Consider the following 25,585-nt stretch of genomic DNA (forward strand, 5'->3'; position numbering starts at 1 on the left):
TGGAGAAATGATTAACTCGATTAAAAAGGGTTTACAGGTGGGACTTAAGACAACATGGACCTTAGGGAAAATTATTTTTCCAGTAACCCTTATTGTAGCAGTGCTGCAATATACACCTATTCTGCCGTGGGTAATTGAGGCGATCGCACCATTTATGAAGCTGCTAGGCTTGTCAGGGGACGCTGCCATCCCACTCGTTTTAGGGAACTTCCTCAATCTTTATGCAGCGATTGGCGCTATTTTAACCCTTGATTTTACTGTGAAAGAAGTATTTATTTTAGCTGTTATGCTCTCATTTTCTCATAATTTAATAGTAGAATCGGGCGTTGCCTTGAAAGTGGGAGTAAAGCTTTGGCTGGTCCTCGTGACGAGGCTGGGACTTGCGTTTGCTTCTGCAATCGTGATTAACCTAGTTTGGCAGGGAGGCAGCGAAACGGCCAAATACGGGATGATTCAAGCACAAAGTGATGAACAAGTTTCAGGAATTGGTTCCATTTTACTCGCTGCGATTGAAAAAGCAGGTCTGGGAATTCTGCAGTTAGCAATGATTGTCATTCCGTTGATGATTGTTATTCAAATTTTAAAAGACTTGCAATGGCTTAAGAGGTTTTCAAATGGGATGTCTCCCATCACTAGGAGTCTGGGAATGAATGAAAATACTTCTACCACAATGGCAGCAGGCTTGTTATTTGGGCTTGCCTATGGTGCAGGTGTTGTGATACAGGCAGTGGAGGAAGATGGAGTAAGTAAAAAGGACTTAACGCTTGCTTTTATTTTTCTAATGGCCTGCCACGCGGTAGTGGAGGATACGCTTATCTTTATCCCGCTGGGTATTCCCGTCTGGCCGCTCTTTTTAATACGTCTGGGTACAGCCATTACCTTAACTTTGATCGTTGGATTCATCTGGAAACGGTCAGGCATCATGAGCAGAAAGGGAGCAGAACCAACATATGAAAAGTAATATTACTACCATTTTATTTGATTTAGATGGAACATTAATCGATACAAATGAACTTATCATTTCTACTTATTTACACACACTTGAAAAATACTTTCCAGGTAAATATACACGAGAGGATGTCCTGCCATTTCTAGGCCCAACCCTTCATGAAGTTTTTGGGAATATGGATCCCGGCCGTGTCGAGGAAATGGTGCTAGAATATCGTACCTACAATCTAGCGAATCACGATGCACTGGTGAAGGAATTTGTAGGAGTTATGGAAACCATAGAGACATTAAAGAAAAAGGGTTATAAACTGGCCATTGTGACGACGAAACGTGAGGATGTAGCTTTTAAAGGACTTCGCCTACTGAAACTTGATCCGTTTTTTGATGTCATGATTGCTTACGATCATGTGAAAAAAGTGAAGCCAGATCCAGAACCGATATTTTTAGCGCTTGAAAAATTAGGTTCAAAGCCAGAGGAAGCCTTAATGGTAGGCGATAATTTTCACGATGTACTAGCCGGGAAAAATGCAGGTACGAAAACGGCAGGGGTGGCTTGGACAATCAAGGGAAGAGAGTATCTCGCAAAATATGAACCAGATTACATGTTAGAGAACATGAAAGATTTGTTAACGATTCTCGGAGAGGGATAAGAATGAGGAACACGACCCGCTACCCTGTTGAAGGGGCAAACTCCTTGTGGCATGTTTATAAAACTGTTCCTTTCTGGAAGGTTGTAAAGAATTTTATTGTCATCCAACTTGCTCGGTACACCCCTTTTCTTGGGATGAAAAATTGGCTTTACCGTACTTTCTTAGGTCTGAAGATCGGCGAGCAAACATCTTTTGCCTTAATGGTCATGCTTGATGTGATGTTTCCTGAGAAAATCAGTGTCGGGCGTAACACGGTGATCGGCTATAACACAACGATACTGGCTCATGAATATTTAATAAAAGAATATCGCCTTGGTCCAGTTGATATTGGCAGTGAAGTGATGATTGGTGCGAATTCAACGATCCTGCCTGGGGTAACCATTGGTGATGGGGCCATCGTTTCAGCTGGAACACTGGTTCATAAAGATGTCCCAGCTGGTGCATTCGTCGGAGGCAACCCTATGCGGGTCATCTATTCAAAAGAAGAAATGGAAAAAAGATGGGCCGAGGACCCGATTTATGGGAAGACAAATAAAAATTAAATGGAGGCCTGGTTTTCGAACCGGGCTTTTTTTTACATAATCTAAGATATTCCGGTTGACGAATAATCCACGAAAAGGTAAACTTTATTTTATTAGCACATTAGCGAACTAAAGGATTCTGAAAATAAAGGATGATTGAAATGAGCCGTTTATTTATGTTTGAAAAGCCTTTAGGCATGAGAGATACGCTTCCGGAACTATATGAAAAAAAGCACCGTGTACGTACTTTGATGGAAGACGCGATTAAACAATGGGGATATCAATTTATCGAAACACCTACCCTAGAATATTATGAAACCGTTGGAACAGCCTCCGCGATACTTGACTCGGAGCTTTTCAAATTACTCGATAAAGATGGGCATACCCTCGTACTTCGGCCAGATATGACTTCACCGATTGCCAGGGTGGCAGCATCACGCCTGTTAGAAAATGATCTTCCGCTTCGATTAGCCTATGCCGGAAATGTATACCGGGCACAGCAGCGAGAAGGCGGCAGACCCGCTGAGTTTGAGCAGATCGGTGTGGAATATATTAATGACGATACTGTTTCAAGTGACGGCGAGGTAATCGCGCTGCTTGTCTCTTCGTTAAAAAAGGCCGGGCTGAGTCAATTTCAGGTTTCAGTAGGACATATTGGCTTTGCACAAGAATTATTTAAGCAAATCTTAGGAACCAATGGACGTGCCACCGCACTCAGAAGGTTCTTATATGAAAAGAACTTTGTTGGTTATCGTGAGCAAGTTAACTCTTATTCACTATCCTCGATCGATAAAAAAAGGCTGCTGCAGCTGCTGGAATTACGAGGCGGCGATGAGGTAATTGGGAAAGCACTTGATATTGTTGAAGATGGCTATGGAAAAGAATCACTTGTACAGCTGAAGGAATTGTGGGATGTGATCACGGATTATGGTCTTGAGGACTTTGTGAAATTTGATTTTACGATTGTCAGCCATATGAGTTATTATTCCGGAATTTTATTTGAGGCCTATGCTGGAAATGTCGGATTTCCGATTGGAAATGGTGGCCGTTACGGCTTGATCGAGAAATTTGGAAAAAAAGCCAGTGCCACTGGTTTTGCAGTTAGACTCGATAAACTTTTGGAGGCTATTGGCCCACAAGAGGTCAGCAATACTGTAGAGTGTATCTTTTTCAGCCAGGAACGACGAAAGGAAGCTTTTCAATTGGCCGAAACCATGAAGGCAGAAGGAAAGCAAACCGTTCTGCAAGACATTAATGGTGTGAAGAATCTCGATGCTTTTACAAAGAAGTTTGCTAATACCACCTTTTTAATCGGGGGAGCTTAAGATGAATACGAAATTAACGATTGCGATGCCAAAGGGGAGAATTTTTGAAGAAGCTCTAGAGTTACTCCGGAAAGCAGGCTACAACCTGCCTCCCGAATTCGATGATTCGCGAAAATTAATCCTTGATGTTGAAGCGGAGGACATACGTTTCATACTAGCAAAGCCTATGGATGTCGCTACATACGTTGAGCATGGGGTTGCGGATGTCGGGATTGCCGGTAAGGACGTATTACTTGAAGAAGAACGAGATGTATACGAACTGCTAGATTTAAGAATCAGTGCCTGCTACCTGGCTGTTGCCGGCCTGCCTGGGACAAAAATGAACGATGTTGCACCAAAAGTGGCAACGAAATATCCTAATGTGGCTGCTGCTTATTTCCGCGAGCAAGGTGAACAGGTTGAAATCATTAAATTGAATGGATCGATCGAGTTAGCGCCATTAATTGGATTAGCGGACCGAATCGTTGACATTGTTTCGACCGGAAGAACACTGGTTGAAAATGGGCTAGTTGAATATGAAAGAATTAAAGATGTTACATCAAGGCTTATCGTTAATCCTGTTAGTTACCGGATTAAAGATCAACGCATTAACGAATTGGTTACAAGGTTAAGCACCGTTGTCTCCTTGGAGGTAAAATAGTATGAAAATTGTAAAAGTGAACGACCTAATCTCTATAAAACGGTCAATTGAGTCGGGTACCACTGAACAATTAGCCGTCGTTAAAAATATCATTTCGGACATTCGCTCCTCAGGTGACAACGCCTTGCGTAATTACACTGAAAAATTTGACCGTGTAAAGTTAGATTCGTTTTTGGTTACGGAAAGTGAAATAAATGAAGCCTATGGGAAAGTTGACTCTGAGTTTATCTCTATCGTTCGAGAAGCAGCTGACAATATTAGAAGTTTTCATGAAAAACAATTGCGCCCTTCATGGATGACGACCGAGGAAAATGGCAGTATTCTCGGTCAAAAAATAACACCGCTTGATTCCGTAGGTGTGTATGTCCCTGGAGGAACAGCGGCCTATCCTTCCTCGGTACTTATGAATGTTATTCCTGCAAAAGTGGCGGGCGTTAAACGAATTGTGATGGTATCACCACCTGACAGCGAGGGAATTCTTCCAGCAGCTGTACTTGTTGCAGCGAAAGAAGCAGGTGTGGAAGAAATCTATAAGGTTGGCGGAGCACAGGCCATTGGTGCTTTAGCATACGGTACAGAATCAATTGCATCTGTTGATAAAATTACAGGCCCTGGAAATATCTTTGTAGCGTTAGCAAAGCGAGAGGTTTTCGGTGATGTGGATATCGATATGATTGCGGGTCCAAGTGAAATAGCAATCATTGCCGATGAATCTGCTCGTGCCGACGAGATCGCTGCTGACTTGTTATCGCAGGCAGAACACGACCCGCGTGCTTGCAGTGTACTTGTTACCCCTTCAATGAAATTAGCAGAAGAGGTGGCTGTGGAAGTCGAAAAGCAACTGGCTATATTGCCGAGAAAGGATATTGCCTCTCGGTCGATTGAGGATTTTGGTGTTATCTACGTGACTTCTTCTATAGAAGAAGCGGTAGAAACTGTTAATCAGCTGGCACCGGAGCACCTTGAAATCTTAACCGAGAATGGTATCGAGCTGCTTGGAAAAATCCGGCACGCTGGTGCTATTTTTATCGGACGTTATAGTTCAGAGCCAGTAGGCGATTATTTTGCGGGACCGAATCATGTCCTGCCAACCAATGGGACTGCACGATTTTCAAGTCCGTTGAATGTGGATGATTTTCAAAAGAAATCAAGTGTGATTATATACAGTGAAAAAGCGTTAAAAGATAATGGAGAAAAAATTGCAAAATTTGCCCGTATGGAAGGTCTTGAGGCCCATGCGCGTGCAGTTGAGTTAAGGCTTAAAAATCAATAATTTATTGCTAGGGGGCCCTTCCGTGGAAAGATACTCGAAGCTTGAACGAAAAACAAATGAAACTCAAATCAGTTTATCACTAGATATTGATGGCGAAGGAAAGTCTGAACTTGAAACAGGGGTTCCTTTCATGAGCCATATGCTCGATTTATTCACGAAACATGGACAATTTAACCTCACGGTAGATGCAAAAGGGGATATTGAGGTAGATGATCATCATACTACGGAGGATATCGGAATTGTTTTAGGACAGGCATTGCGAGAAGCACTTGGCGATAAAAGAGGGATTAAACGTTATGGAAATGCCTTTGTACCGATGGATGAAGCTTTAGCGCAGGTAGTTGTCGACTTAAGCAATCGGCCGCACCTTGAAATGAGAGCAGCGTTCCCGAGTGCTAAGGTGGGTACGTTCGATACGGAGCTTGTTCATGAATTTTTATGGAAGCTTGCTCTCGAGGCGCGTATGAACCTTCATGTCATTGTTCATTACGGACACAATACGCACCATATGATTGAGGCTGTTTTTAAAGCACTAGGCAGAGCGCTTGACGAAGCAACAACAATTGACCCTCGCATCAAAGGAGTTCCGTCAACGAAAGGGATGTTATAGATGATTGGTATTGTCGATTATGGTATGGGCAATCTGTTTAGCGTAAGTAAAGCCCTTGAACGGTTGAATGCGGCTTATTTTATATCAGGTGACAAGGAGGAGCTCCTGCGTGCAGATGCCTTACTGCTCCCGGGTGTTGGCTCTTTCCGGGATGCAATGGAAGTTTTACAGGCAGACACCATAAAGGAGTTTGCAGCAAGTGGGAAACCACTTCTTGGGATATGTCTTGGTATGCAGCTATTATTTGAAGATAGTGATGAGAATGGATTTACGAAAGGCCTCGGCTTATTGCCTGGTCATGTGCGGCGTTTTTCTGGTACAAATGCGGAAGGCGAAACATACAAGGTACCACATATGGGCTGGAATAAACTTGAATTTGTAAATTCATCTCCGTTGTTAAAAGGGTTAGAAGAAGATTATGTTTATTTTGTTCATTCTTACTATGTAAGTGCAGAAAACTCAGAGGTTTTACTGGCAAAAGCCAATTATCAGGAAGAAGTTTCTGCTGTTGTTGGCAAAGATAATATATTTGGAATGCAATTTCATCCTGAAAAAAGCAGCAAGCTTGGAATGGCACTGTTGAATAATTTTTTGAAATTGGTTGAAGAAAGGAAGGCTGTACGATGACACTGACATTATATCCAGCGATTGATATGCGCGGCGGGAATTGCGTACGCCTCCTCCAAGGTGATTATGATAAGGAAACCATTTATGGTGATTCACCTTTTGACATGGCTCGAGCGTTTGCAGCGGATGGGGCAGAATGGATTCATATGGTTGACCTAGACGGTGCTAAGGATGGCAAAAGGGTCAATGATCGCTATGTTATTGAGGCTGCGAAACAGTTAAAGTCAAAAATCCAGATTGGCGGGGGGATTCGTTCTGAGGCGGACATTCTTCATTATTTGGATAATGGAATTACTCGCGTGATTATTGGGAGTATTGCTGTTTCAAATCCAGAATTTGCGATTGATATGATTCAGAAGTATGGGAAGCAAATTGTTGTAGGAATCGATGCGAAAAATGGCTATGTGGCTACCCATGGCTGGCTGAATACCTCAGAAGTGAAAGCAGTGGAACTGAGTAAACGCTTTGCTGAGGCAGGTGCGGAGACCTTTATTTTTACCGATATTGCTACAGATGGGACGCTTTCCGGACCTAATATTGCTGCTGTATGTGAAATGGATGAAGTGACAGGAAAAACCGTCATCGCCTCTGGCGGCGTAAGCAGTTTAGCGGATTTGCGTGCTTTACATGCAGAAGGGGTTAAAGGAGCCATTGTCGGAAAGGCTCTTTACGAGAACCGTTTTACATTGAAGGAAGCGCTGGATGAGGTGAGAAAATGACACTGACAAAACGAATCATTCCTTGCCTTGATGTAAAAGAAGGAAGAGTTGTGAAAGGTATTCAGTTTGTACAGCTTCGGGATGCCGGAGACCCTGTAGAATTGGCTAGATTTTATGACGAACAAGGAGCGGATGAACTCGTCTTCCTTGATATTTCTGCATCTGTTGATGGCCGAAAAACGATGGTTGAAGTGGTTAAGTCTGTTGCTTCGGAGCTTGCCATCCCTTTTACTGTTGGGGGCGGGATTAATTCTTTAGAGGATATGAAACGAATTCTTCGTGCTGGAGCCGATAAGGTATCATTAAATACGGCAGCGGTAATGAATCCTGAACTTATTTCTGAGGGAGCAGGCTACTTTGGAACACAATGTATTGTCGTAGCTATTGACGCGAAATATGATGAAGAACTTGGAACATGGCGTGTTTATACACATGGCGGCAGGACACCAACGGATCGTAAGGTGATTGAGTGGGCAAAGGAAGCAGCACGACTAGGAGCAGGAGAAATTTTGCTGACAAGTATGGATAGCGATGGCGAAAAAAGCGGCTTTGACCTCAAGCTGACTGCAGCGGTAAGTGAAGCCGTGACGATTCCAGTGATTGCTTCAGGCGGTGCCGGAAACGCCGGTCATTTTAAGGATGCATTTGTAGATGGAAAAGCCGATGCGGCGCTCGCAGCTTCAATCTTTCACTATAAAGAAACTTCCGTCCATGAAGTAAAAAGTTATTTGCTAGAGAGAGGAGTGACGGTGCGATGAACATTCGTTTTGATGAAAAAGGGCTTGTACCTGCAATTGTCCAGGATGTAGAAACAAAAGAGGTATTAACATTAGCGTATATGAATCAGGAATCTCTGACAAAGACGCTGGAAACCGGGGAAACATGGTTTTACAGCCGTTCTCGTCAGGAGCTTTGGCATAAAGGCGCGACAAGCGGGAACACTCAGTCTGTCGTAAGTGTGAAGTATGACTGTGACCAGGACGCAGTCCTTGTGCTCGTTGAGCCAAAGGGACCTGCTTGCCATACAGGAGCCGTTAGCTGCTTCACAGAGGGTGTTGTGACGGAAAGAACTGTCTCTAGTCTTGCAGACTACCAGATTTTGCAGTCATTAGAGAAGTTGATTATCGAACGGGAAAAAGAGCGTCCAGAAGGGGCGTATACTACCTATCTATTTGAAAAAGGCGTAGATAAAATCTTGAAAAAAGTCGGTGAAGAGGCCTCAGAAGTCATCATCGCCGCCAAAAACCGCGACAAAGAAGAACTAAAATGGGAAGCCGCCGACCTCCTCTACCACCTGCAAGTACTATTGGTCGAACAAGGCCTTCCGTTTAAAGAAGTACTTCAAACATTAGAAGAAAGACACAAACGATAAAAACCTTTGGTGCCTGTCACCAAATATGCAAAAACACGCTGTTATGCAGCGTGTTTTTGCATATTTGGAATATCTTCCAATGTGCTGGAATTGGTTCTAAGCCTTCTCGTACGGGCTTTGGTTGTGGTATACTACATAAGTTAGTTTATTGTATAGATGGAGGTCTCGATGGTTAAAGACTCGAAAGCAAGAATTCAAAAGGGAAAGATCCTGTCATTTGTTCCGACTGGGGAATATTATTTCACGAAGGGTATTAAGGCATACCATCGCCGTGATTTTAAAAAAGCTAAAAAATATCTTCAACGGGCGATGCAGCTGGAGCCGGGTGAACCGATGATAACCTGTCAGCTTGCCATAGTTTCAACAGAACTTGGTGAGTTCGAAAATTCTAATCGACTCTTGCATTTAATCCTTGAAGATCTTGACGAAGAAATGGCAGAATGTCATTATTTTTTAGCAAATAATTATGCGCATATGGGTTTCTTTAAAGATGCGTATCATCATGCAAATATGTATTTGGAATTGGACCCAAATGGGGATTTTAATGAAGATACACACGACCTTCTAGAGCTTCTTTCGTTCGAGGCGGAGGGTTTAGAAGATGAGCTTTATGAACAGGACGATCTGATCATAAAGCAGGAACAGGCTCGTGACTTATTGGAATCAGGGTATTTTCCGAAAGCCATCGAACTGTTGAATGACGTTGTGGAAGCATATCCGGAATACTGGTCTGCCTATAATAACTTAGCTCTCGCTTATTTTTATTTAGGAAAAACAAAAAAGGCAGAATCGATTCTTGATGATGTGTTAGAAAGAAATCCTGGAAATCTGCACGCATTGTGTAATCGGCTCGTATTTGCCCATTACCAAGGTAAGACGAAAGCTGTCGCACGTTTAATGGATTCGTTAAAGAAAATTCAGCCTATGCTCATTGACCATCAATTTAAGCTAGGCGCAACCTTTGCGCTAATTGGTGAGTATGAGTCGGCATACTACTGGCTGAAAAAGCTGTATAAAAAAGGTTTTGAAGGTGACGGTCCTTTTTATTATTGGCTGTCCTATTCCGCTTATCATACTGGCCATGAGAACTTTGCACAAAGCATTTGGAAAATGGTCCTTGAGCATACTCCAGATAAAGAGGGGTTTGAACCATGGAATGTGGAAAAGCCGATTGCAAATGGGTTTGAAGATCACTCGGGTTCTATTTTTCAAAAACTAGAAAGTGATTACTTGGAAGAGCGGTTATTTGCTGTATTCCTAGCTTCTATCTCTGGAAAAATAGATGAAATTTCTACTTCCAAACGTTTTTATCAAAATCAAAAGCTTACAGCTTTGGAAAAAAATTATGTCTCATTAATAAAATCGGGAACTCCTTCAGCGATTGTCGACGCACAGGAAATTGCCGAGGTTCTTTATGAAAAACATCAGCCAATCGGAACGGTTGAATCAGGTCTATATTTAATGTGGTTTTCCGTGTTTGTTGAATTGTCTAAGTCTGAGATTAACTTGAATAACAAACGGGCTTGGGCAGGCGCAATGGAATATGTCTGGTATAAGGCAAGCAATGAAAAGGTATCACAGCAAGAAATTGCCAAACGCTACGATATCTCACCAGCAACCATTGGCAAATATGTAAAGTTAGTGACTAAACATCTAAATTGAGCAGATTTTTGGACTATATAGCAATTGTTTAATACGATTAAGTAGGTAATACTAAACTTAATCGTTTTTTTTATATATAAGGAGTGAAAACCATATGTCTGAGGAAAAAATTTATGATGTGATTATTGCTGGTGCTGGTCCTGCTGGGATGACGGCTGCTGTTTATACATCTCGTGCGAATCTTTCTACACTAATGATTGAACGTGGTATGCCGGGTGGTCAAATGGCTAACACGGAGGATGTTGAAAACTATCCTGGCTTTGAAAGTATCCTAGGACCTGATTTATCTACGAAAATGTTTGAGCATGCGAAAAAGTTTGGTGCTGAATATGCATATGGTGACATAAAAGAAATTATCGATAATGGTGATGTGAAAACCGTTGTTGCTGGCTCAAAGCAATACAAAGCCTATTCGGTTATTATTTCAGCTGGTGCTGAATATAAGAAAGTAGGGGTACCTGGCGAGAAGGAACTTAGCGGCCGTGGTGTATCCTATTGTGCAGTTTGTGATGGAGCGTTTTTTAAGCAAAAAGAATTGTTTGTCATTGGCGGCGGGGATTCTGCGGTTGAGGAAGGTGTTTATTTAACTCGTTTCGCTTCTAAGGTAACGATTGTACATCGCCGTGATGAGCTTCGTGCACAGAAAATCCTTCAAGACCGTGCCTTTGCCAATGAAAAAGTAGATTTCATTTGGAATCACACGATTAAATCGATAAATGATAAAGAAGGAAAAGTGGGAAGCGTCACACTTGTTTCTACTCAAACTGGAGAAGAACAAGAGCTGCCAGCAGACGGTGTATTCATTTATATTGGAATGATCCCACTTTCAAAACCTTTTACAAATCTAGGGATTACCAATGAAAATGGCTATATTGAAACAAACGAGCAAATGGAAACAAAAGTGCCGGGAATTTTTGCTGCCGGCGATATTCGTGAGAAAACATTAAGACAAATTGTTACCGCTACTGGTGATGGCAGTATCGCTGCACAAAGTGCCCAGCACTATGTAGAGGAACTGAAAGAAGAATTGAAAATTAAGAAGTAAATTTACAATTTCTTCATAAACGTAACCCGGTTTTAATTCTCTTGTAACAGTGGTGAAATATTAATAAGGTATTATGATTATAAGAATTGACCCCCTTTAAAATATTCACTTGGTGCACAGGCTGAAAATGCCTGTGCTATTTTTTTACATATTTTTAACAGAAGAAAGAAATCCGATTTCATTGTGACCGCTTACCAAAAGGAGTATAATAAAAAGAATAAATATACGCTATTTTACTACTATGAGCTTGTTATATAGATGAGAAAGACATATTTAACTTTGAGAATGGTCTAAGCTCCAGCATTAGGGGCTTCCGCTGTTCTTGTTAGAGGGTGTTTGTTGTGCAGCGAGTCACTAATTGTGTATTAATTAGAGACAATCAAGTATTAATGTTAAAAAAACCGCGCCGTGGCTGGTGGGTAGCACCAGGCGGCAAAATGGAGCCTGGAGAGTCAGTAAGAGATTCCTGTATCCGTGAGTACCGGGAGGAAACCGGAATCTACTTGAAAAACCCGCAGTTGAAGGGGATTTTTACATTCATTATGAAAGAAAATGACCAAGTTCTATCCGAATGGATGATGTTTACCTTTTTTGCAACGGATTCTGATGGGATGCGCTTCGACGAATCGGATGAAGGTAAGCTTGAATGGCAGCAGCTTGATCAACTTAAAAACCTGCCAATGGCGGCGGGAGACTATCATATTATCGATTACATGATTCATGGAAACGGGATTATTTACGGTACTTTTACTTATACCAAGGATTTCCAGCTAATCAGTTATCGATTAGATCCAAGTTAATATGAGGGGGAAAAATGATGAGTACCGGATCAACAAATGAAACACAAATGGTCATTATTACGGGGATGTCTGGAGCAGGAAAAACGGTTGCTATCCAGAGTTTAGAGGATTTAGGTTTTTTCTGTGTGGATAATCTGCCGCCGACGCTACTGCCAAAATTTCTTGAACTTATGAAGGAATCTGGGAATAAAATGAATAAAGTGGCATTAGTTATGGACCTAAGGGGAAGAGAGTTCTTTGATCATTTGTTTAAAGCGCTTGATGACCTTGCAGAAACTTCATGGGTAAGCCCGCAAATCTTATTCTTAGATGCTGACGATGCTACTTTGGTGCGAAGATATAAAGAAACAAGAAGATTTCATCCGCTGGCACAATCAGGTTTGCCATTAGAAGGAATCAAATTGGAACGGGAGCTTCTTGATGAATTAAAAGGCAGAGCCCAGCTTATTTATAACACTTCACAAATGAAACCGCGCGAATTACGCGAAAAGATTATAACGGAATTTACTACGAATAAAAAATCAATTTTTACTGTCAATGTCATGTCATTTGGATTTAAGCATGGAATTCCAATCGATGCCGACCTTGTTTTTGATGTACGCTTCCTGCCAAATCCTCACTATATCGATCACATGAGGCCAAAGACAGGATTGGATCAAGAGGTTTCAAGCTATGTTTTAAAATGGAATGAAACGCATAAATTCATAGAGAAGGTTACAGACTTGCTAAGCTTTATGCTTCCGCATTATAAGCGGGAAGGAAAAGCGCAGCTTGTGATTGCAATCGGTTGTACCGGAGGGCAGCACCGCTCCGTCACTTTGGCAGAATATCTTGCTAAATACTTTGAAAATGATTACAAGACACTGGTTTCACACCGTGACATTGAGAGGAGAAAGGAACAGACAACATGAGGGAGTTAGGACAGCCAAGAATCGTCATCATTGGCGGAGGAACAGGATTGCCGGTTTTATTACGAGGATTAAAACAGTATCCAGTTGATATTACCGCCATTGTGACGGTTGCTGATGATGGCGGCAGTTCAGGAAGGCTCCGTGACGACCTGCAAATCCCACCGCCTGGGGATATAAGAAATGTGTTAGCTGCACTATCGGATGTTGAACCGCTTGTGGAAGAGATGTTTCAACATCGTTTTAAGACCTCCAATGAATTATCGGGACATTCGCTTGGTAATTTGATTTTGGCAGCGATGACATCGATTACCGGGAACTTTGTTCACGCGATTCAAGAAATGAGTAAGGTATTAAATGTTCGCGGTAAGGTTTTGCCTGCAGCCAACCAAAGTGTTGTGCTTCATGCGGAAATGGAGGATGGGACAGTAGTATCTGGTGAATCGAAAATCCCTTACTCGGGTAAAAAAATAAAAAAAGTTTTTCTAACACCAGAGGTTATCACTCCTTTGCCAGAATCCATACAAGCCATTAGACAAGCGGATCTAATTATTATAGGACCTGGAAGTTTATATACGAGTATTCTGCCTAATCTGCTTGTACCGCGATTAGGTGAAGAAGTTTGCCGCTCACATGCGAAAAAGGTGTATATATGTAATTTAATGACACAAGCGGGTGAAACCCACGGATACACAGCAAGTGACCATGTAAAAGCCATTTATGATCATATGTCATGTGCTTTTATGGATACCATTCTTGTGAACGATAAAGAAATTCCTGAAGACATTCAGCTCCGCTACAATGAAGAGCTGGCTGATCCTGTCAATTATGATTTGGAGCGCATATTTGAACTTGGACTTGAAGTGGTTCATGCGGACATTGCCATCCAGGAAAATGGGGCACTGCGGCATGATCCGAAAAAAGTGGCAAAAATTTTATATAATTTACTTTTAAGTGAAACCAAACGGCGATATGAAGCGTAAATACTAATGCCCGTGCAAAAAGGGCAAAAGGGGGTGAAGGGATGTCTTTCGCTTCGGAAACGAAAAAAGAATTAACGAATTTGGAAATAAAGCCATGCTGCACGCAGGCGGAGCTCTCCGCACTTATTCGAATGAATGGTTCCATGTCCTTTTCTAACCGAAAGTTAATAGTTGATATCCAGACTGAAAATGCAGCGATTGCGAGAAGGATTTATACGTTAATTAAAAAAAGCTATGATGTTCCAGTGGAGCTGCTTGTTCGGAAGAAAATGAGATTAAAAAAGAACAATGTTTATATTGTCCGTTTGTCTCAGCAAGCTAAGGAAATACTAGAGGATATGAAAATCCTTGGTGAAGGATTTACCTTCATCCATGACATAGCTAGTGATCTTGTGAAAAAGAAATGTTGTAAACGTTCTTATTTACGTGGGGCGTTTCTTGCTGGAGGCTCCGTTAATAATCCGGAAACTTCATCTTATCATTTGGAAATTGCTTCACTCTACAAGGAACATAACGAGTCCTTGTGTGAATTAATGAATAAATTTGGACTTAACAGCAAGACACTTGAGCGAAAAAAAGGCTACATTACTTACTTAAAAGAAGCAGAAAAGATTACCGAGTATTTAAATATTATTGGTGCCGTCAATGCACTTCTTCGTTTTGAAGATGTGCGGATTGTAAGAGATATGCGAAATTCCGTTAATCGTTTGGTTAATTGTGAAACTGCGAACTTAAATAAGACAATTGGCGCTTCCATCCGGCAGGTTGAAAATATTCGCTATATTAACGACACGGTTGGATTGCATATTTTACCCGAAAAGTTAAGAGAAATTGCTGAACTCCGGCTCCACTATACGGATGTAACCCTAAAAGAACTAGGGGAGATGGTTGCCGGAGGTACAATTAGTAAATCGGGAATTAATCATCGGTTAAGAAAAATAGATGAAATTGCGGAAAAATTACGGATTGGTGATTTAGCTTCAAGAAAATAGAGGAAGAACATAAGGAGGATTTTGTAATGGTAGAGAAACAAGTGGAAGTTAAATTGAAAACGGGTCTTCAAGCACGACCAGCAGCATTATTTGTTCAGGAAGCAAACCGTTTTTCAGCAGATATTTTTTTAGAGAAAGATGGTAAAAAGGTAAATGCGAAAAGTATTATGGGTCTTATGAGCTTAGCTGTCGGCTCAGGAGTTTTAGTTAATATTGTTGCGGACGGCGATGATGAAGAAAAAGCAATTGATGCACTGTCTACATTTGTCCAAAATGAACATTAAAATAAAAAGAGTTTGACCTGAAATTGGTCAAACTCTTTTTACTATTACTTATCTTTTTTATCTTCTTTAAGGCTTCTTGTGATGATATGGTCAACGAGGCCGTATTCTTTTGCTCTTTCTGCTGTCATAAAGTTATCGCGATCAGTGTCCTTTTGGATCACTTCTAGTGGCTGGCCAGTGCGCTCTGCTAAGATTCCATTCAATTTTTCACGAAGGAATAGAATACGCTTAGCTGCAATTTCAATCTCAGTTGCCTGCCCTTGTGCTCCGCCTAATGGCTGATGGATCATTACTTCAGCATTTGGCAACGCATAACGCTTACCTTTTGTACCTGCTGCAAGTAAGAAAGCGCCCATTGAAGCGGCCATACCGATACAAATCGTTTGAACATCAGGCTTAATGAACTGCATGGTGTCATAAATGGCCATTCCAGCAGTAATACTGCCGCCAGGGCTGTTAATATAGATGGATATATCTTTTTCTGGGTTTTCTGCTTCTAGGAAGAGTAATTGTGCTACAATGCTATTAGCCACATGATCGTCAATACCACTGCCAAGCATAATAATGCGGTCTTTTAAAAGACGAGAATAGATGTCATATGCTCTTTCCCCGCGGTTTGTTTGTTCAATAACTGTAGGAATCAAATTCATGTTTCTTCCTCCTTTAAGTATGAAAGATTTTAATATGTATAGTTAATGATACACTGATGGTCAATTAAGGTCAAACAATTCGCCTTCATATTTGTTCGACAACTTTCCCTATACAATTCTAACCACTGAGAGTTTTTTTAAACCTATCTAGCTTGCAAAGTTTCATAAATTAGCATATAATATTAAAGTCGCATATATGCGCTCGTGGTGCAACGGATAGCACGTAAGATTCCGGTTCTTAAAATGGGGGTTCGATTCCCTCCGAGCGCGTCAATAAAAAATGCCCTCACGCTTTAAAGCGTGGGGGCATTTTTTATGTTTAGGAATTTGAACCATGAATAAAACACAAAGGAAAGGAAATACCTGGAAAGTAGTATTGGATGATCGTGGCTGGGCCCAACAGCCTCCAATAGCACCTAATCGAAAAGAACTTAAAAAAATGAAATGAGGATCAAAAATAAAGTCAATTTACTCAGATTTTTTCCATTCACCAAAACTGTTTTATCCTGTAAAATAGGGAAAGGGGGGTTATGAAATGGATTTAAAAGCAGGTTTATGGCAGCAACAATCATTGAAATTAGCTATGACGCAGGAATTGACCCAAGCCATTGCGCTCTTACAATATTCGGCACAAGAGCTTTCAGCATTTTTAGAAAACAAAGCACTTGAAAATCCCCTGCTCCAGGTTGAGAATAACCATATTCAGCCGATTAACCCATTAATCGACCGTAATCGGCGGAAACATACGAAAACTACAGAAAACGATTGGATTGAGCAAATTGCAGCAAAGTCATCTTCTATAGAAGAACAGCTGCTAAATCAGCTTAATCTTGGCAAATACTCTAGTATCCAATTAAAAATAATTAAGCACTTGATTGAGAACCTTGATGTAAACGGATACTTAACCTCTGAACCAAAGGAAATCGCAGATAAACTAGGAGTTCACTTAGAACTGGTTGAAGAGAGCATTATTGTGATTCAAACCTTGGAACCAGCTGGAATCGGGGCCAGGGATCTTCAAGAATGCTTGCTAATTCAGCTCGAACGGGAAAATTTAAAGGATGATTTAGCGCTGACAATTCTTACTCACTACTTCATCCCATTTGCGGAGAAGAAATGGAAGCAGCTTGCGAAGGAACTGCAAATACCCTTACAGAAAATTCAAGAGATATTTGATAAGGTACAGCAGCTTAATCCAAGACCAGGTGCAATCTTAGAGCAGGAAAATGCCTCCTACATTATCCCTGATGCCATTGTTGAACGCTTTGGGGATGGATTTTCTGTCAGACTGTGTGATGACATTCTTCCCAAAATAAGTTTTAACGATCATTATTATCAAAAAATGACTACCACGAGGGATTCGCAAGTATGCCGCTTTTTGCAGGAAAAAGTGCAAGATTATCAATGGATCATGAAAAGTATTGAGCAACGGAAGGAAACTTTAACGAGGGTTGTCAGTAAAATCGTGGAAAAGCAAACTCGTTTCTTTGAAAATGGTAAAGAATATTTAGTTCCGATGACCATGAAGGAGGTAGCGGGCGAACTTGAGATCCATGAATCAACGGTCAGCCGTGCAGTAAAAGAAAAATACGTGCAGACACCGATCGGTACTTTCCCGTTGAAGTCGTTCTTCACCAGTACTATTCAAACAGTGACAAATGAAAATACCTCCTCGAGTCAGGTGAAAAATGAAATCGCTTCGATGATTGAAAGGGAAGATAAACAACATCCACTATCAGACCAGGAAATCGTTGAGAAGCTGAAGATCAGTCAGGGCATCGTTGTTTCTAGAAGAACAGTTGCGAAGTATCGGGACCAACTAGGAATTCCATCCTCATCTAAAAGAAAAAGGTTTGATTGAAAGGAAACCAACAATGGCACAAACAATAATCACTTTATATACAAGGCAACGCTGTTCACTATGTGAAAAAGCAAAACAGGCCATCCTTGAACTTAAGGAAGACTGGAATTTTACATTAGAAGAAATTGATATTGATGAAAGCGATGAACTAACAGAACTATACGGAATCATGATTCCAGTGGTTCAAATTGACGGAGAAGAAGTGGGTTTTGGAATTATTAACAAAAATGACATAAGTAAACGTTTGCAAGAAAAATCGGAAAACTTTTAAGTTGAAATAGATTTACACTCCTGTTAAAATGTAAATTGTTAGCAGGGGTGATTTTTTTTCGATGAAGTGGGACATAATTTGTCTATGGTGGACATTTTGTGACCAGTTACATATAATAAAGGAGCAGGACGTTATGCAATCACTCATCGATATTCAAAAAAGATTATTACCTGATCTCCTTCAGGTTTTACATAAACGATATTCTATCCTCAGACATATCGGTTTTATGCAGCCAGTGGGAAGAAGGAGTCTTGCTTCCAACCTTGGGTACACAGAAAGAGTTCTTCGCAGTGAGGTAGATTTCCTTAAAGAACAAAATCTTGTTTCTATTAACAATATTGGAATGAGTTTAACTTCTGAAGGGAAGCATTTGCTAGAGGATTTAGAAGGACTAATCCGAGAATTAATCGGCATTGACGTAATGGAGCTGGAACTAAAACACCGGCTTAAAATTCAAAAAGTTATTATTGTACCTGGAAACAGTGATGAATCCCTTATGGTAAAAGATGATTTAGGTAAGGCCTGTGCCTTTTGTATGAAAAAATATCTTACTGGGAAAAATATAATCGCTGTAACTGGCGGCTCAACGATGGCTGCTGTCGCAAACGTACTTACACCCGAGCTTGGCAAAAAGGAATTACTCTTTGTTCCGGCACGCGGCGGTATTGGTGAGGATGTTCAGAATCAGGCAAATACGATTAGCTCGATTATGTCAAAAAATACGAAATCGAAGCACCGTGTATTCTACGTACCTGATCAGGTTAGTAACGAAATTTATCAATCCCTGATTAAAGAACCTGAAATTCATGAAGTCTTAGACTTGATTAAATCTGCAAGCATGGTTCTTCATGGAATTGGGGATGCTATTACAATGGCTGAACGAAGAAAAACAAAACCCGAGATTATGCAGAAGCTAGAAGCGAATGCTGCAGCAGGGGAAGCATTCGGCTATTATTTTAATGAAAAAGGTGAAATTGTCCACAAAGTTTTAACGATTGGACTTCAGCTTGAAGACCTTGCGCAGATTCCAAATGTGATTGCTGTTGCAGGCGGCGCCTCTAAGGCGAAAGCCATTAAGGCTTATATGAAAAAAGCACCTGCCTCGACGATTTTAATTACCGATGAGGGTGCAGCAAGAAAGTTATTAAAAGGTTAATCCCTTTTTATATAAGGCTGTTTTCTTAAGAAAGTTGTTAAAATCTTAAAGCCGATTTTAACGTGAAAATAGTCATTTTGTACTTATAATTTATTTTGTAAGCTCTTTTCTAAGAAAAGAGCCTAAATAAAAAAACCTTTTTTCAATACAAGGAGGAAATGAAAATGACAGTAAAAGTTGGTATTAATGGATTTGGTCGTATCGGCCGTAACGTATTCCGTGCGGCATTAAATAATGCAGATATGGAAATCGTAGCAATTAACGATTTAACTGATGCAAATATGCTTGCGCACCTCTTAAAATACGATACTGTTCATGGAACTCTTCAACAAGAAGTTACCGTTGACGGCGAATATTTAGTTGTTGGCAACCAAAAGGTAAAAGTAATTGCTGAGCGCGATCCAGCTCAATTAGGCTGGGGAGAACTTGGTGTTGAAGTAGTAGTTGAATCTACTGGACGTTTCACAAAGCGTGAAGACGCGGCAAAACACCTTGAAGCAGGTGCGAAGAAAGTTATCATTTCAGCTCCAGCAGATAACGAAGATATCACTATCGTAATGGGTGTTAACCAAGATCAATACGATGCGGCAAACCACCATGTATTATCAAACGCATCATGTACAACAAACTGTCTAGCTCCTTTTGCGAAGGTTTTAAATGATGAATTCGGAATCAAGCGTGGAATGATGACTACTATCCACTCTTACACTAATGACCAACAAATCCTTGATTTACCACACAAGGACTACCGTCGTGCCCGCGCAGCAGCTGAGAACATGATTCCTACATCAACTGGTGCAGCGAAAGCAGTTTCTTTAGTTCTTCCAGAACTTAAAGGTAAATTAAATGGTATGGCTGTTCGTGTACCAACTCCAAACGTATCAATCGTGGATTTAGTTGCTGAATTAGACAAAGAAGTAACAGCTGATGAAGTAAATGCAGCATTAAAAGCAGCTGCTGAAGGTCCATTAAAGGGAATCTTACACTACAGCGAACTTCCATTAGTGTCTACAGACTATAATGGCAGCCCAGCTTCATCTTCAATTGATTCATTATCTACTATGGTTCTTGAAGGTAACATGGTAAAAGTATTATCTTGGTACGATAACGAAGTTGGTTATTCTAGCCGTGTAGTTGACCTTATTGGATATATCGCTCAAAAAGGACTTTAATCTTTAGTTAGCTGAGGTTGGAAAATTCTTCATCAAAAGGCTATAATGATTTAGGGTATTCAAAGGGGAGCGGGGAACATTCCCCCCTCCTTTTTTTATGTAAATTAGGGTTTTATTACTAGCTTTTTATTAATTAGGAGGCTTCGCATGAACAAGAAAACATTAAAAGATGTAGATGTAAAAGGAAAACGCGTTTTCTGCCGTGTTGATTTTAACGTTCCTATGCAGGATGGAAAAATCACGGATGAAACAAGAATCCGCGCTGCAGTACCTACTATTCAATATTTAATCGAGCAAGGTGCTAAAGTCATCTTAGCGAGCCATTTTGGACGTCCAAAGGGTAAAGTAGTAGAGGAAATGCGTTTAACTCCAGTGGGTGTAAGACTTTCTGAGCTTCTTGGCAGAAACGTGCAAAAAGCAGATGAAGCATATGGTGATTCTGTTAAATCTATCATTGAATCTATGAATGCAGGCGATGTTCTTCTTCTTGAAAACGTTCGTTTTTACCCAGGTGAAGAAAAGAATGATCCAGAATTAGCAAAATCCTTTGCCGAACTCGCTGACGTCTATGTAAATGACGCATTTGGTGCAGCTCATAGAGCACATGCTTCTACAGAAGGTATTGCTCACCATCTTCCTGCAGTGTCTGGTCTATTAATGGAGAAAGAGCTTGATGTACTAGGAAAAGCTCTATCAAATCCAGAACGTCCATTTACCGCAATCATTGGCGGAGCGAAGGTTAAGGACAAGATTGGTGTTATTGAAAACCTATTAGAAAAGGTTGATAACCTAATCATTGGCGGCGGCCTTGCTTATACTTTTATTAAGGCACAGGGTCATGAAATTGGTAAATCTCTTCTTGAAGCAGATAAAATTGACTTAGCGAATTCTTTTATAGAAAAGGCAAAAGAAAAAGGTGTCAATTTCTATATGCCGGTTGACGCTATCGTTGCCGATGATTTCTCTGCGGATGCAAATTCTAAAGAGGTAGCAATCGAAGAAATACCGGCAGATTGGGAAGCACTTGATATCGGACCTAAAACAAGAGAAATCTATCGTGAAGTAATCAAAAAATCAAAATTAGTCATTTGGAACGGACCAATGGGTGTGTTCGAAATTGATAAATTTGCTGGTGGTACGAAGGCAGTTGCTGAAGCACTTGCAGAAGCAGAAGGTACATATTCAGTAATTGGCGGCGGAGACTCTGCGGCAGCGGTAGAAAAATTCAATTTAGCAGAAAAAATGAGCCATATTTCAACAGGCGGCGGCGCTTCACTTGAATTCATGGAAGGCAAAGAACTTCCAGGCGTTGTAGCTTTAAATGATAAATAATAAGAACTTTCTATTTTGAAAGGTTGTGTAACAATGCGTAAACCGATTATTGCAGGTAACTGGAAAATGAATAAGACATTTGCTGAGGCGAAAAGCTTTGCCGAGGAAGTAAAAGGTCTTGTTCCACATCATGAAAAAATGGATTCTGTTATTTGTGCACCAGCTTTATTTTTACAAAGTCTTGTGGAACAAACAGAAGGAACTGATGTCAAAATAGGCGCACAAAACATGCATTTCGAAGAAAGCGGAGCTTTTACAGGAGAAATCAGTCCAAAACCTCTAGCTGAAATTGGTGTTCAATATGTGATTCTTGGACATTCTGAACGTCGTGAAATGTTTAATGAAACCGATGAAAGTGTTAATAAAAAGACACTTGCAGCTTTTAAATATAACTTAACTCCAATCGTTTGCTGCGGTGAAACATTAGAGCAGCGTGAAAACGGTGAAACCAATGAACTAGTTGGTTCACAAATTCAAAAAGCTTTAGCTGGCTTAACAGATGAGCAAGTAAAACAAACGGTTATTGCTTATGAACCAATCTGGGCGATTGGAACAGGCAAATCTTCGACTGCACAAGATGCAAATGAAGTATGTGCTCATATCCGCCAAGTGGTTTCACAACAATTCAATGAAGAAGTTGCTAATGCTGTGAGAATTCAGTATGGCGGTAGTGTAAAACCAGAAAATATTAAGGAATACATGGCACAGCCTGATATAGACGGTGCACTTGTTGGCGGGGCCAGCCTTGAGCCAGGTTCATTCCTGCAGCTATTGGAGGCAGGCAGCTATGAGTAAGTCTCCCGTTGCCCTCATCATTCTCGATGGATTTGGATGCAGGGATGAACAAAAAGGGAATGCAGTGTATCATGCAAAAAAACCGAATTTTGATCGGTATTGGAGTACGTTTCCGCACTCGCATTTAACGGCTTCCGGTGAAGCAGTTGGTCTTCCTGAGGGACAAATGGGCAACTCCGAAGTAGGCCATTTAAATATCGGTGCTGGCCGGGTTGTATACCAAAGCTTAACACGTGTGAATATCGCCATTCGTGAAGGTGAATTTGTAAAAAATGAAACCATCTGCAGTGCGATGGACCATGTGAAGAAAAATGGAACAAACCTGCATTTATTTGGTTTATTATCCGATGGAGGCGTACACAGCCATATTAACCATATGTTTGCCCTATTGAAGATGGCAAAAGAGGAAGGCGTAGAAAAGGTATATATTCATGGCTTCCTTGACGGACGTGATGTTGGTCCGAAAACAGCGGCAACATATATTAAACAAACTTTGGATAAAATGAATGAGTATGGCGTTGGTGAGTTTGCTACCATCTCTGGACGTTATTATTCAATGGACCGTGACAAGCGCTGGGATCGCGTTGAAAAATCTTACTGCTCTATGGTTTATGGTGATGGACCAGCCTACACCAATCCATTAGACGTGGTAGAGGATTCCTACCAGCATGGAATTTTTGATGAATTCGTGATTCCATCCGTGATCACAAAGGAAGATGGTCAGCCTGTTGCGACAATCAAAGACAATGACGCCGTCATTTTCTATAATTTCCGTCCAGACCGGGCAATCCAAATTTCTAATGTATTCACAAACGAAGATTTCCGTCCTTTTGACCGTGGAGAGAAACATCCGAGGGATTTATTCTTCGTATGTTTAACACATTTCAGTGAATCGGTAAATGGATACGTTGCGTTTAAGCCTTCTAACTTGGATAACACATTAGGAGAGGTATTAGCGCAAAACGGATTGAAGCAATTAAGAATTGCCGAAACCGAAAAATATCCTCATGTTATGTTCTTTATGAGCGGGGGCCGTGAGGACAAGTTCCCTGGAGAAGAGCGCATTCTTATCAACTCACCTAAGGTTGCAACCTATGACCTGCAGCCTGAAATGAGTGCTTATGAAGTTACAGACGCGCTGCTTAAAGAAATTCAAGATGATAAATTTGATGCCATTATCCTAAACTTTGCTAACCCTGATATGGTTGGACATTCAGGAATGCTCGAACCAACGGTTAAGGCAATTGAAACAGTTGATGAATGCTTAGGTAAAATCGTTGATTTAATTCTTGAAAAAGGTGGTACGGCTATTATTACAGCTGACCATGGTAACGCAGATGAAGTGATGACTCTTGAAGGCGAGCCAATGACAGCCCATACCACGAATCCAGTTCCAGTTATTATCACAAAGAATGACGTGGAGCTGCGAGAAGGCGGAATCTTAGGAGATTTAGCTCCGACGATGTTAAAATTGCTTGGTGTACAACAGCCAGAGGAAATGACAGGAAAATCGTTAATTAAATAATTTTTATATTAAAAGGAGAGAAATTAAATGCCATTTATTGCAGATGTATACGCACGTGAAGTATTAGATTCCCGCGGTAACCCAACAGTTGAAGTAGAAGTTTTTACTGAATCCGGAGCTTTTGGCCGTGCTTTAGTTCCAAGTGGTGCTTCTACAGGTGAATATGAAGCAGTTGAACTTCGTGATGGTGATAAAGAGCGTTACCTTGGTAAAGGTGTATTAAAAGCCGTAGATAACGTGAACGAAATTATTGCTCCACATCTTGTTGGTGAAGAATTCAGCGTCTTAGATCAAGTTGCTGTTGACCAAGCTTTAATCGAGCTTGATGGAACTGAAAATAAAGGTAAATTAGGCGCCAATGCTATTCTAGGTGTTTCTATGGCTGTAGCTCATGCTGCTGCTAACTACTTAGATATTCCTTTATATCAATACCTTGGCGGATTCAACTCTAAGCAGCTTCCAGTTCCAATGATGAATATTGTTAACGGCGGAGAGCATGCTGATAACAACGTTGATATTCAAGAATTCATGGTTATGCCTGTAGGAGCTCCTAACTTTAGAGAAGCACTTCGTATGGGTACAGAAATTTTCCACAGCTTAAAGTCTGTTCTTAAAGAAAAAGGACTTAACACTGCTGTTGGAGATGAAGGCGGATTTGCTCCAAACTTAGGATCTAACGAAGAAGCACTTCAAACGATTGTACAAGCAATCGAAAAAGCTGGCTACAAGCCTGGTGAAGAAGTATTCTTAGCAATGGACGCAGCATCTTCTGAGTTCTATAACAAAGAAGATGGAAAATACCATCTTGCAGGTGAAGGTGTTGTTAAAACTTCTGCTGAAATGGTTGATTGGTACGAAGAGCTTTCAAGCAAATACCCAATCATCTCAATCGAAGATGGTTTGGATGAAAACGATTGGGAAGGACACAAGCTTCTAACTGAACGTCTTGGTAAAAAGGTTCAATTAGTTGGGGATGACCTATTCGTTACAAATACAAAGAAGCTTTCTGAAGGTATTGAAAAAGGAATCGGGAACTCAATCCTTATCAAAGTTAACCAAATCGGTACATTGACTGAAACATTTGACGCAATTGAAATGGCGAAGCGTGCTGGTTACACTGCAGTTATTTCTCACCGTTCTGGTGAAACGGAAGATAACACAATCGCTGACATCGCTGTTGCAACAAATGCGGGTCAAATCAAAACAGGTGCACCTTCACGTACAGACCGTGTTGCGAAATACAACCAATTACTTCGCATTGAAGACCAATTAGGTGAAACAGCACAATACAACGGTTTAAAATCTTTCTATAACCTAAAAAAATAATCAACTAAGAGAAGGCACTCATTGACGAATGGGTGCCTTTTTCCTGTCTGGAGTGGCCGTATGTTGATTGAAAAAATGGATTTGGGTCTATGCACTAGCACCGGGATGGAATGCCGTATTGGTTAAAAAGGTAAACTC

Annotated in this window: 27 protein-coding genes and 1 tRNA gene; 27 read left to right on the top strand and 1 reads right to left on the bottom strand. The window is 40.8% G+C overall.

Going from position 1 to position 25,585, the window contains the following annotated elements; genetic code table 11:
- Positions 1-7 precede the first annotated feature (7 nt).
- The 18 genes from ACIQAA_RS11125 (at position 8) to ACIQAA_RS11210 (ending at position 15,359) form a co-directional block, all read left to right on the top strand.
- Positions 8-961 carry a nucleoside recognition domain-containing protein gene (locus ACIQAA_RS11125; RefSeq protein ID WP_402618939.1) on the top strand — a complete coding sequence of 318 codons (954 nt, stop codon included), beginning with the start codon at positions 8-10 and terminating at the stop codon, positions 959-961.
- Complete coding sequence (ppaX, locus tag ACIQAA_RS11130) at positions 951-1,598, top strand: pyrophosphatase PpaX (RefSeq protein ID WP_402618942.1); 648 nt, start codon at positions 951-953, stop codon at positions 1,596-1,598. Before ACIQAA_RS11125 ends, ppaX begins: the two co-directional genes overlap by 11 nt.
- A gap of 2 nt (positions 1,599-1,600) precedes the next feature.
- Entirely contained in the window at positions 1,601-2,140 is a 540-nt protein-coding gene (locus ACIQAA_RS11135; RefSeq protein WP_402618945.1) for an acyltransferase, read from the top strand.
- Between the two features lie 140 nt (positions 2,141-2,280).
- Complete coding sequence (locus ACIQAA_RS11140) at positions 2,281-3,444, top strand: ATP phosphoribosyltransferase regulatory subunit (RefSeq protein WP_402618948.1); 1,164 nt, start codon at positions 2,281-2,283, stop codon at positions 3,442-3,444.
- Position 3,445: 1 nt separating this feature from the next.
- Entirely contained in the window at positions 3,446-4,084 is a 639-nt protein-coding gene (gene hisG, locus ACIQAA_RS11145; protein WP_402618951.1) for an ATP phosphoribosyltransferase, read from the top strand.
- Between the two features lies 1 nt (position 4,085).
- A complete protein-coding gene (hisD, locus tag ACIQAA_RS11150) occupies positions 4,086-5,357 on the top strand; it encodes a histidinol dehydrogenase (protein ID WP_402618954.1) in 1,272 nt (423 codons plus the stop codon).
- A gap of 22 nt (positions 5,358-5,379) precedes the next feature.
- Positions 5,380-5,967: an imidazoleglycerol-phosphate dehydratase HisB gene (hisB, locus tag ACIQAA_RS11155; RefSeq protein WP_402618957.1), complete on the top strand. Its 588-nt coding sequence runs from the start codon at positions 5,380-5,382 to the stop codon at positions 5,965-5,967.
- Positions 5,968-6,594 (top strand): imidazole glycerol phosphate synthase subunit HisH, encoded by a 627-nt coding sequence (hisH, locus tag ACIQAA_RS11160; RefSeq protein ID WP_402618960.1) that lies wholly within the window; start codon positions 5,968-5,970, stop codon positions 6,592-6,594.
- Positions 6,591-7,313: a 1-(5-phosphoribosyl)-5-[(5-phosphoribosylamino)methylideneamino]imidazole-4-carboxamide isomerase gene (gene hisA / locus ACIQAA_RS11165; protein ID WP_402618963.1), complete on the top strand. Its 723-nt coding sequence runs from the start codon at positions 6,591-6,593 to the stop codon at positions 7,311-7,313. Before hisH ends, hisA begins: the two co-directional genes overlap by 4 nt.
- Positions 7,310-8,071 carry an imidazole glycerol phosphate synthase subunit HisF gene (gene hisF / locus ACIQAA_RS11170; protein WP_402618966.1) on the top strand — a complete coding sequence of 254 codons (762 nt, stop codon included), beginning with the start codon at positions 7,310-7,312 and terminating at the stop codon, positions 8,069-8,071. Before hisA ends, hisF begins: the two co-directional genes overlap by 4 nt.
- Positions 8,068-8,685 (top strand): bifunctional phosphoribosyl-AMP cyclohydrolase/phosphoribosyl-ATP diphosphatase HisIE, encoded by a 618-nt coding sequence (gene hisIE / locus ACIQAA_RS11175; RefSeq protein ID WP_402618969.1) that lies wholly within the window; start codon positions 8,068-8,070, stop codon positions 8,683-8,685. The genes hisF and hisIE overlap by 4 nt, the downstream gene beginning before the upstream one ends.
- Positions 8,686-8,853: 168 nt before the next feature.
- Complete coding sequence (locus ACIQAA_RS11180) at positions 8,854-10,347, top strand: tetratricopeptide repeat protein (RefSeq protein ID WP_402618971.1); 1,494 nt, start codon at positions 8,854-8,856, stop codon at positions 10,345-10,347.
- Positions 10,348-10,441: 94 nt separating this feature from the next.
- The gene (gene trxB, locus ACIQAA_RS11185) at positions 10,442-11,392 is read left to right on the top strand and encodes a thioredoxin-disulfide reductase (RefSeq protein ID WP_402618974.1); all 951 of its coding nucleotides are present in this window, start codon (positions 10,442-10,444) and stop codon (positions 11,390-11,392) included.
- Between the two features lie 341 nt (positions 11,393-11,733).
- Complete coding sequence (locus ACIQAA_RS11190; protein ID WP_402618977.1) at positions 11,734-12,192, top strand: NUDIX hydrolase; 459 nt, start codon at positions 11,734-11,736, stop codon at positions 12,190-12,192.
- 17 nt (positions 12,193-12,209) lie between these two features.
- Positions 12,210-13,103 (top strand): RNase adapter RapZ, encoded by an 894-nt coding sequence (gene rapZ / locus ACIQAA_RS11195; RefSeq protein WP_402618980.1) that lies wholly within the window; start codon positions 12,210-12,212, stop codon positions 13,101-13,103.
- Positions 13,100-14,083 (top strand): gluconeogenesis factor YvcK family protein, encoded by a 984-nt coding sequence (locus tag ACIQAA_RS11200; protein ID WP_402618982.1) that lies wholly within the window; start codon positions 13,100-13,102, stop codon positions 14,081-14,083. Before rapZ ends, ACIQAA_RS11200 begins: the two co-directional genes overlap by 4 nt.
- 41 nt (positions 14,084-14,124) lie before the next feature.
- Complete coding sequence (whiA, locus tag ACIQAA_RS11205; protein WP_402618985.1) at positions 14,125-15,075, top strand: DNA-binding protein WhiA; 951 nt, start codon at positions 14,125-14,127, stop codon at positions 15,073-15,075.
- Between the two features lie 26 nt (positions 15,076-15,101).
- Positions 15,102-15,359: an HPr family phosphocarrier protein gene (locus ACIQAA_RS11210; RefSeq protein ID WP_034674249.1), complete on the top strand. Its 258-nt coding sequence runs from the start codon at positions 15,102-15,104 to the stop codon at positions 15,357-15,359.
- Between the two features lie 44 nt (positions 15,360-15,403).
- Here ACIQAA_RS11210 and clpP read toward each other — a convergent pair whose 3' ends face one another.
- A complete protein-coding gene (gene clpP / locus ACIQAA_RS11215; RefSeq protein WP_034674247.1) occupies positions 15,404-16,009 on the bottom strand; it encodes an ATP-dependent Clp endopeptidase proteolytic subunit ClpP in 606 nt (201 codons plus the stop codon).
- A gap of 198 nt (positions 16,010-16,207) precedes the next feature.
- On the opposite strand from clpP, the gene ACIQAA_RS11220 reads away from it, so the two are divergent.
- From ACIQAA_RS11220 to eno, 9 genes are all read left to right on the top strand, one after another.
- Positions 16,208-16,279 (top strand) — tRNA-Arg (locus ACIQAA_RS11220).
- A 265-nt stretch (positions 16,280-16,544) separates the two neighbouring features.
- Positions 16,545-17,870, top strand: a complete 1,326-nt coding sequence (gene rpoN / locus ACIQAA_RS11225; RefSeq protein WP_402618989.1) for an RNA polymerase factor sigma-54 — start codon at positions 16,545-16,547, stop codon at positions 17,868-17,870.
- Between the two features lie 13 nt (positions 17,871-17,883).
- Positions 17,884-18,141, top strand: coding sequence for a glutaredoxin family protein (locus ACIQAA_RS11230; protein ID WP_402618992.1), 258 nt, complete (start codon positions 17,884-17,886; stop codon positions 18,139-18,141).
- Positions 18,142-18,274: 133 nt separating this feature from the next.
- A complete protein-coding gene (locus ACIQAA_RS11235) occupies positions 18,275-19,297 on the top strand; it encodes a sugar-binding transcriptional regulator (RefSeq protein ID WP_402618995.1) in 1,023 nt (340 codons plus the stop codon).
- 164 nt (positions 19,298-19,461) lie between these two features.
- Complete coding sequence (gene gap / locus ACIQAA_RS11240; protein WP_402618998.1) at positions 19,462-20,469, top strand: type I glyceraldehyde-3-phosphate dehydrogenase; 1,008 nt, start codon at positions 19,462-19,464, stop codon at positions 20,467-20,469.
- Positions 20,470-20,616: 147 nt separating this feature from the next.
- Positions 20,617-21,801, top strand: coding sequence for a phosphoglycerate kinase (locus tag ACIQAA_RS11245; protein WP_402619001.1), 1,185 nt, complete (start codon positions 20,617-20,619; stop codon positions 21,799-21,801).
- A gap of 33 nt (positions 21,802-21,834) precedes the next feature.
- Positions 21,835-22,596: a triose-phosphate isomerase gene (gene tpiA, locus ACIQAA_RS11250; RefSeq protein WP_307308422.1), complete on the top strand. Its 762-nt coding sequence runs from the start codon at positions 21,835-21,837 to the stop codon at positions 22,594-22,596.
- Positions 22,589-24,121, top strand: a complete 1,533-nt coding sequence (gene gpmI, locus ACIQAA_RS11255; protein WP_402619004.1) for a 2,3-bisphosphoglycerate-independent phosphoglycerate mutase — start codon at positions 22,589-22,591, stop codon at positions 24,119-24,121. Before tpiA ends, gpmI begins: the two co-directional genes overlap by 8 nt.
- A 27-nt stretch (positions 24,122-24,148) precedes the next feature.
- On the top strand, positions 24,149-25,447 hold the full coding sequence (gene eno, locus ACIQAA_RS11260; RefSeq protein ID WP_307308427.1) for a phosphopyruvate hydratase: 1,299 nt from the start codon (positions 24,149-24,151) through the stop codon (positions 25,445-25,447).
- Positions 25,448-25,585 lie beyond the last annotated feature (138 nt).

This window comes from Neobacillus sp. NPDC093182 (assembly GCF_044754045.1).